The organism is Aliiruegeria lutimaris (assembly GCF_900099935.1).
Taxonomy (GTDB): domain Bacteria; phylum Pseudomonadota; class Alphaproteobacteria; order Rhodobacterales; family Rhodobacteraceae; genus Tropicimonas; species Tropicimonas lutimaris.
Genome location: NZ_FNEK01000070.1, coordinates 19218 through 27506, shown reverse-complemented (window position 1 = coordinate 27506; position 8289 = coordinate 19218). Strand labels below are relative to the sequence as shown.

Genomic DNA, 8289 nt, shown 5'->3' with positions numbered 1-8289 from the left:
AACTACGCCACGCACAAGACGCCCAGGATCAAGGCATGGCTCGCCCGCCGTCCGCACTGGCATGTCCACTTCACGCCCACCTCGGCATCATGGATCAATCAGGTCGAACGCTGGTTCGCTGAATTGACCCGCAAGCAGTTGCAGCGCGGGGTCCATCGTTCGACTGCCGAACTGGAGGCCGACATTGCCGCCTTCATCGAAGCACACAACGAGAACCCCAAACCATACAGATGGGTCAAGTCCGCCGATGAAATCCTCGCATCGGTCAAGCGGTTCTGCCAGCGAACCCAAACCCTATGCGGCGAACTTTAGATTCGGGTGACTAGGGCTTGAATGGTCAGCATCTCTTGACCGATGTTAAGGAACCTAGCAAGTTACAAGACGTCACTTCCAACCACGGAAAGACTGGATTGCCCACTACCGGGAAGAAGTCACATTATGCGCATCATTTGGTTTCCCGAGATATTTCAATGACGGAGAAATCCATAACAACGGTTTCCACGACGTCCGATGACAAACAACCCCGGTCGCGCGTTATCGTCGCGATTCCGACGGTTGGGCGAGGCCCTATTCTCAGCGCAACCGTGCGCCATCTGGCGACCCAGACGCGGTTGCCGGATCTCGTTGTGGTCAGCGGTGCCGAGCCTCGTGATTTCGGGAATTTGCCCGGCGCGCAGCTAGACTTTCCGCTCGAGTTGGTTTTGGGGCCGCGCGGTACCTGTCCACAACGAAATCTCGCGCTCGAATTGGCCAAACCTGGTGATTTGATGCTGTTTCTGGATGACGACTTCCTGTTGGCGCCCGATCACCTTGCCCGGCTCGAGGAAATCTTTGTAGCCAATCCGGATATTTTGATATCCACGGGCGCGGTTCTGGAAGACGGCATCATGGGGCCTGGCCTGACTTTCGAGGAAGGGCTAATGGCTTTGGAAAATGGCCTGAAAGCTCCGGCGGAGGACAATATTGAATCCATCCGCAACGGCTACGGTTGCAACATGGCGGTACGGATCGACACGATCAAAGCGAACGGGATACGCTTCGATGAGCGGTTGCCACTCTATGGCTGGTTCGAGGATGTCGATTTTTCGCTGCGCGCCGCGCAGTCCGGACGCGTGGTGAAATGCAGCGCTCTGCGTGGGGTTCATCTGGGCACCAAGACCGGTCGGACTTCGGGCAAGAAGCTGGGGTATTCGCAGGTCGCCAATCTCGTCTACATTTGCCGGAAGGGCGTTTTGCCGGCCAAGACCTCGGCCAGGAACATCTTCCGGAACTTCGCGGCCAATCTCGCACGTTCGGTAAAGCCGAAGTCATTTGTGGATCATCGCGGCCGTCTTGTCGGCAATTTCATTGCATTCGGCGACTGGCTGCGCGGGAGGCTCGATCCGGAGCGGATCAAAGAATTCTGAGTCTGAACCACCCGACGGGACAGGGGAAACGCCCGGCGTTCAGAAGCTGAACGCCGTCACCTCTCTTCCAGAAAACGTATCCGCAACCGGGTAAAGTCTCCATGCGCGTTCTCTCCTGGTGCCACGATCACATCCGTGTCCATCCCTGCGGTCAGGGCAATCGGCAATTCCACGATTGTGGCTTCGGCGACCCAAAGCTCCAGTAAGATGTCTCGCCCTTGGCGGATGCGAAGGATGACCCCATCCATGCTTTCCGCGCTTGGCGCGATGTCGATCCACAGCCGGGCCGCACTGGAACGCTCGGCACGATAACGCTGCACGATGGCGACCGGCTGGGGACCCTGGAGGCCGGGCACTTCGCCCGGAAGAACCCAGTCCGCCGATGCCCGCAGGCTCATATCCAATTCATTGCCCAGATATGGCGACCACGGAACGCCGCCGCATTCTTGTCCCGGGCGAGTTGCGAAAGGCACGGAGTTCCGGCCCTTTTCCGCAAGTATCATTAAGGGTCCGGTCGTTTGGCCCTGCGCGGGAAAGGCGAACTGGTCGTAGCTATCGGCGATGACCCCATGTGGACCGAGGCGCAGCTCTTCCCCAATGCGAATTGGCGCATCGGACAGGAGAACGATCGGGCGGTCGCGGTCGAGCACCAGTTCTTCGCTAGCAAGCGGCTGTCCGTCAGAGGCGAACGCTCGCACCCCCTCAGTGAGCGTGACCTGCCGTAGCGCGCCCCAGAGCACCATTGCCTTGTCTCCGAAACCGCAGCCATAGGTGAAGGGATCGAGGCCGAGATCCGTGACCGGTTCGCCCCAGAACGCGGTCTGCGCCATCTGATAGGCCCGCCCGACCGGAGTCACGTTGTTTCCGTCGATCAGCGGCGCAAAGCCATCGCCGCGATCCCCCAGCGGATACCAGATGAACCGCGTCACGGCAGACAGGGCGAATTGGCAGTAGCCTTTCATTAAGTGGGCGGGGGCCTCTTCCTTGGAGGACGTGCCCCATTCGGTGATCTCGATCGGCATCTCCGTCGCGTCTGGAATGGCCCGCAGCAGCGCGATGCTGCGCCGCAATTGCTCGGGCGGAACGGCATAGGGATGAAGAACGATTGCGTCCATATACGCCGCGCCACCCTGGGAAAAAAATCTCCTCGAACCACGGCAGCGGGATGGAATGCGCTGCCCCCCCGAGAATGCGGACCTCTGGGCGTGCAGCCCGCACCTGCGTCGCCGTGGCCTTGAGAAGCCCGGCATAGGTGCGCGCCCGAAGCCGGATGTCGCCCTCCCAGCCCGGCCCCTTGGCAAAGGTCGCGCTGTTCATCTCGTTTCCGACTTCAAGCGCGTGGATGTTCGAAAACTGCAAGACGGCGGCGGCGGCGAAGCGCCCGAAAGCGGACTGTCCTTCCGGTGATGCCGGGGAGAGGCCGTTATCGTAGTTCTTGTGGCCGGAATCCACAGTCAGGCTCATCCCGGCGCCGAGTCGGGCCATTTGGGCGGGGTAATTGGTCATCCGGTGGTCGAAGGCATAGCTGCCATCAACGCCTTCGACATCGCGCCACCGGATGGCATCGCGGAAATCATGGACCGGCAGCAGGCGGGATGCCGCCAGTTTGTCGGGAAACCAGCCCTGCTCGAAATTGGATGCCACCCCGAGACTCGGCCCTTCCTGCGCCTGCGCGGCAAAAGCCACGAACCCGGCTAGGAGCAGCGCCCGCTTCAAGGCCACCGCACATCCGCGACGAAGCGGCCCCCCGCGAAATCCATGTGGTGGCAGCCGATCGCGCCAGGTATCTCCGGCCCGCGCCAGTGGCGGATGCAACGTTCCTCATAGGTGGTCATGGACAATTCCGTGATCTCCATAATCCGCATCCCGTAGCCGTAATGGCGCCCGGAATTGTCCTGGGCCATGCGCAATAGCCGCCCCTCCTCATTGAACACCCTGCCGGCCCCGCGCCCGGCGGAGGAGCCCAGAACGACCGGGTTCAGGGGATGTGGCGTGAGCGCGTTGAGGAAGGGGCCATCCGCCTTGAACAACCACATCTCGCTGCTGAAATCGCCGAGGCTGTCATGGCAGGGGCTGGCCATGAACCACCAGTCCTCGCCCTGCCGAAAGATCACCGGATCTGCAAACTGCTGCCCTTCGAGCGCTGTGTTGTGTAATTCCCATTCCAATGGAAAGCTTGTTGCCCGCCAGATCTCGACGCGATTCGCCGCCAGCGTTTCCGGCATCATGTAGATCTCGCCGTCATGTTCGAATATGAAGGGATAGGAGAGGTGATAGCTGGTCCGCAACGCCACGCCCAGATCCGTCAAGCCATCCGCTTCCACCTTCGAAACAGCGATGAATGCCCTTTCGGCGCCATCGGGAAAATCTTCGTAGAAACAATAGAGCGTGCCATCCTTTTCGATCAGGAACGGATCGGCCCGCAGGCCCTCATGTGGAAGGGGCTGATCCTTGGCGCCGGCAAGATCTATGCAGCCCAGGGATCCATTGCCCAATTTGAGGGTGAATGGCCGCCGATGGCGATTGATGGCGGGAAGGCGGATTTTCCGGCCAAGAGATTCGCGCCCGACACGGAAGCTGTGCCAAAGAACATCAGGAAAGCGAACACGCGCGGAATGATCCGGCGCTGGGCCAAGATCGGGTCCCGAGCCGGTCAGGCCAAGCCGGGCCCATTCGCGGCGGAAAAGCTGTACGGTCTTTTCAAGGGCAAATACCCGGCTGTGTTCCGGCAGCCATTTGGCCTGTACCTGTTCTTCTGCGATCAGACGTGGGGTGGTGGCGCCGGGAGCCAGGGCAATCAGGGAGATCTGAAGGGAGGTCTCGCCGCGCAGCGGCGCTCCGACATCGCAGGGGCCAGGCGTCCAGAGCCCGTAACGCGCCTGTTCGGCCAGGGTGCTATCCGGCGAGCCTCCGCGCAGATCAAGGATCAACTCCGCTTCGATCGGCGCGGCCGAAAGCGGTCGCGCGACTGCCGGTTCGCAATGACGCAGCGGATTGAAAAAACGCCGCTCGACGGCTTGTATAAGGGCGGTCCAACCTTTGGGGCCTGAGGTTATTTTTTCCGCTACGCGCAGATCGGCTTCTGGGGCGAATTTCAGCAGTTCTTGCACGGCGCATAAGTCCAACTGATCGGCACTCAGGAGAATGCAAAGGCGCATCCGGTCGGAATCTGGCGTTACGTCTTGCATGGTCCAGTCGGGTTCCGGTGATCCTGGAGCGCGGTGCTGCTCTTGCGATAATCCATTTATCTCATCTTTTTGTCACGGAGCCATTACCCAATTCAAGAAAAGGGTCAGCCGGATCTCGAAAACGCGTTTTCTGTATCTCCCGAATTTGACTGGCAGGCAGTGAAACATATCAGAAAACACGGGATCGGCCCGCCAGGCTCCAATGGTTTTCAGATCTCCGGGAGACTGGCCTGATTTCCGAAGCTGGGCAAGTGTTTTGAAGTGCTTACAATGCGTTTCCCAGTCGGGAACGCTTGGGCGCGATTGGCCGCATTCGGTGATCAATCCGTGCGGGGATGGCCACCCAGCCAAGGCGCTCGGCTCTAAGAAGGTGAAATGGCCTGTATTTCATGGCAGACGAGGACGCTGGCAAGTGATAACTTGCCTTTAATCGAATTCTCGGAAAATCGGGTTATGAAGTCAGTCGATTACACGGAATATGCCGCAAAGCCGTTTGGAGGCGAAAACGTCTCCGGGCGAAGCCCGACATTTCGGCGCGCCGCCGCCAAGGCGGTGATCGATACGTTTCTTCTTCCTTACGCCCTGCTGCGGCACCGGCAGCTCAGGCGGCAGGGGCAGCGTGTCGACGATCATACCTACACCTGTTTCCTGCGGGCGCCGGCGCAGCTGAGCCTGATCAGCGGGCCGGTGCTTGATTATCTGGGGCGCGGCGAGCGGCTGGAGATTACCCTGCTCGCCTGCTCCAACGGGGCGGAGCCCTATACCATAGCGTCCTGGCTGGCCCAGGCTGTCCCCGGCCTCGATTTCCATATCCGGGCCTCGGACCTGCATCCCGAAATGGTCGCGCGGGCGCAGGCGGCGCGTTACAGCCGGGACGAGGTTCTGCACAGCGAGTACATGACGCAGAGCTTTCTGGACGCCACCTTTGAGGAGGATGCGGACGGCTATGTCGTGCGCCCGGAGATCCGCGCGCGGGTGAGCTTTTCCCAGGCCAGCCTGCTGGACGGCGACGGCCTGCGCGCCGAATTCGGCCAGGCGCCGCTCGTGGTGGCGCAGAACGTGCTGTTTCACCTGCCGCCCGATCTGGCGGCGGATGCCCTGCGCAACCTCTATTCGCTGACGAAACCGGGCGGTGCACTGCTGATCGAAGGCATGGATCTGGACCTGCGCGCGGAAGTGACCGAGCAACTCGGCCTTGTTCCCTTCACCGAGGATCTACGCCGGGTCTACGAGGAAACGCGCGTTCACACGCCTCTCAGGTGGTGGCGCTATTACTGGGGCACGGAACCCTTCATGCACCTTCGCCCGAACCGCAGCCGGCGCTATGCCACCGCGTTCAAGCGCCCTGCCGGGTGAGGTCGCGCGGCGGGCAGCCGTCCGATAGGGCGGTGGATGCCATTATGCGTCAGCGGCTTCGGGCTTGATTTTCCGCCACAGGAAGGCTTCCGGGCCGGCCGGCCGACCGGCGACACGCCAGAGCGCAAGGCAGGTTCCGACATAGCCCAGCAGGCAAGGGATAGAGATCGCGATCAGGCGCAGCGCGGTGAGAATTCGGCTGCCATCGGTCAGTCCCGCGCCGAGATCACGCAAAAGAAGCAGCAGCAGGCAAAGCGCCGCGAAGCCCAGCAGGCTGCGCCAGTAGCTGAGGAATTGGCGGCGTAGCGGCAGGCCAAGCTCGGAGCGCAGCACTTGCGCCGCGAAGATCAGCATCGCGCATTCGACCAGCGCCTTGGCCAGGATCGTCCCCATCACCCCGGCGAGCATTGCCCCGGCGATGAGCGCGGGCACGGAGAAGAGGAATTGCAGCAGGATTCGGAGCGCGACGAGGCGGCTGCGGAAGGTCGCAACCGCGAAAGGGTTGAGCGGCACGATAGGAAGCGCGGGCAGTGTGGCAAGTGCGAGGGCGGTGAGGTAATGGCTCGAATCCGTCCAGCCCGGCCCCAGCAGGACGAAGATCACATCCTCCGCCAGGATCGCCAGCGTGACAAGGATCGCGCCCACGGTGAACAGCACGCCATTGGAATAGCTGAGCCACAGCCGCCGCAGCGACTTGTCGTCCGTGGCGGCGGAAAAGGCCGCGATCATCGGGCGCGTCAGCGGGACCGCCAGGGCCTGAAAGGGAATGTCGTTGAGCTGCTTTGCAATGGCGTAGCGGCCGAACAGGTCATTGCCCAGCATCCGGCCGAGGATGAGGTTGTCGAGCTGCCAGTTCATGGCCTGAAGCGATTGCGACAATGTCACCCAGGTCACGACATCCTTGTAATCAAGCCAGTGGCGCAGAGACAGTCGTGGCCGATAGGGTGCCAAGATGTAGCTCAGGACATTCAGAACGAAAGTCGTCGTGACCGTGCCGACAGCGATGGCCCAGTAGCTGCGCGTGGCGATGGCAACGAAGGTGACAACGAGCAGGGATGTCACCTTGGAGACGACATCCATGAGTGCTTCGGGGCGCATGTCGAAAACGCGGGTGAATTCCGCCAGTTTTGGGCTGACGCAGGCGCGCAGCGCTGGCCCCAGAGAGAGCCACCACATCAAAGATGCAAGCCGCGAATCCTTGAAATAGACTGACAGTGGTTGGGATAGGCCTACGATCAGAACGGCTATTACCCCGGCCCGGATCAGGTTTAGGGTAAATGCGGTATCGTACAGGCTGCTGCTTGGTGTCTTGATCCGCAAGATAGGTGTGTCGATCGGGACCATCGTGATCACTTCGACCAGCACGACCACAGTCATCGCCTTGGCCACGAGGCCGAAATCGGCAGGCTCCAGAATCGCGGTCAGGATGATCAGTGTCGCGAGATCGAAAACCCGCGATGCCAGCTTGCCACCGACGGCCCACAAGCCGGCATTGGCGATGCCGCGGCCTGCCGCACCCGGGGGGTCGTAGTCTTGATTGGACATTTTAGCCGGGGACTCCGGTGGTAAACCTTTCGGGATCCTGCTTGATTTCCACACTTTTTGGAAAGCAAATGGCTCCAAAACTCGAATTTCCAAACAAAACGTGATCAGCCTGTGGCTGCCGGGCCTCGCGCAGGCGCAGTCGCCGCGCGTTGCGACGGCACAGGGGAAGTCCGCTGCAAGGTGCAGGCGTGTCAGCTGCCAGTCTTGACCTGTCAGGCCGGGCAGGCGGGTCGGTACGCGATACCCGGCAAGATCGGATACCAGTGAGACATCGAAAGCGTCCAGAGGGATGGTTATCCTGGTGCCGGTCGCTTTCACAAAGGCTTCCTTGCCGGTCCAGCAGCGATAGAAACCGATCCCGCGCTGTTTCTGCGGCTGCGCGTTCAATGCGACCAGTTCCGCAGGTGAGAGGAACCATTCGGCGATGCCCGGCTTCACGGGCCGAACGCGCTCGATATCGACGCCCACCTGTACGTCGTCCACCGCCAGCGTCGCCCAGCCGGAGGAATGGCTGAGGCTGAATTCCGGCCCATCGCGCAGGAAGGGTTTGCCGTTTTCCGTTTTTTTCGAAGTAAAGGTCGCGCGGGGCGCAATTGCAATAATGCGACAGGATTTCGCGCAGGCGGCCATGCGCGGCCTCGAAATGCCGGCGGTCGGAGGCACGTTGACTGCGTGCCGCACGGGCGGCCTCCTCGGGAGACAGATGCGCACGTAGCTCCGCCATCCGCGCCTGATCGAACTCAAGCGCCCAGATCCAGAGATCCGTCTCTTTCATCCTGGTTCCTGCCGTGTCA

Annotated in this window: 7 protein-coding genes and 1 pseudogene; 5 read left to right on the top strand and 3 right to left on the bottom strand. The window is 61.2% G+C overall.

Going from position 1 to position 8289, the window contains the following annotated elements; all coding sequences use genetic code 11:
* Both BLR85_RS22570 and BLR85_RS22565 read left to right on the top strand, forming a co-directional pair.
* Positions 1-312 (top strand): annotated as a pseudogene (locus BLR85_RS22570) (IS630 family transposase); the annotation flags it as partial.
* Positions 313-470: 158 nt separating this feature from the next.
* Positions 471-1406 carry a glycosyltransferase family 2 protein gene (locus tag BLR85_RS22565; RefSeq protein WP_093162766.1) on the top strand — a complete coding sequence of 312 codons (936 nt, stop codon included), beginning with the start codon at positions 471-473 and terminating at the stop codon, positions 1404-1406.
* 56 nt (positions 1407-1462) lie between these two features.
* Here the strand turns inward: BLR85_RS22565 and BLR85_RS22560 are convergent, their stop codons facing one another.
* Positions 1463-2521 (bottom strand): hypothetical protein, encoded by a 1059-nt coding sequence (locus tag BLR85_RS22560; RefSeq protein ID WP_093162759.1) that lies wholly within the window; start codon positions 2519-2521, stop codon positions 1463-1465.
* Positions 2522-2891: 370 nt separating this feature from the next.
* On the opposite strand from BLR85_RS22560, the gene BLR85_RS22550 reads away from it, so the two are divergent.
* Positions 2892-3104, top strand: a complete 213-nt coding sequence (locus BLR85_RS22550; protein ID WP_139188511.1) for a hypothetical protein — start codon at positions 2892-2894, stop codon at positions 3102-3104.
* Between the two features lie 14 nt (positions 3105-3118).
* On the opposite strand, the gene BLR85_RS28660 is transcribed toward BLR85_RS22550, so the two are convergent.
* Complete coding sequence (locus tag BLR85_RS28660; protein WP_139188510.1) at positions 3119-3901, bottom strand: glucosamine inositolphosphorylceramide transferase family protein; 783 nt, start codon at positions 3899-3901, stop codon at positions 3119-3121.
* Here BLR85_RS28660 and BLR85_RS28655 point away from each other — a divergent pair.
* Together BLR85_RS28655 and BLR85_RS22540 are read left to right on the top strand one after the other, a co-directional pair.
* Entirely contained in the window at positions 3839-4456 is a 618-nt protein-coding gene (locus BLR85_RS28655) for a hypothetical protein (RefSeq protein WP_212635137.1), read from the top strand. The genes BLR85_RS28660 and BLR85_RS28655 overlap by 63 nt on opposite strands.
* A gap of 591 nt (positions 4457-5047) precedes the next feature.
* Complete coding sequence (locus BLR85_RS22540; protein WP_170844710.1) at positions 5048-5950, top strand: CheR family methyltransferase; 903 nt, start codon at positions 5048-5050, stop codon at positions 5948-5950.
* A gap of 42 nt (positions 5951-5992) precedes the next feature.
* Here the strand turns inward: BLR85_RS22540 and BLR85_RS22535 are convergent, their stop codons facing one another.
* Positions 5993-8176 (bottom strand): oligosaccharide flippase family protein, encoded by a 2184-nt coding sequence (locus BLR85_RS22535; RefSeq protein ID WP_139188508.1) that lies wholly within the window; start codon positions 8174-8176, stop codon positions 5993-5995.
* Positions 8177-8289: the final 113 nt, after the last annotated feature.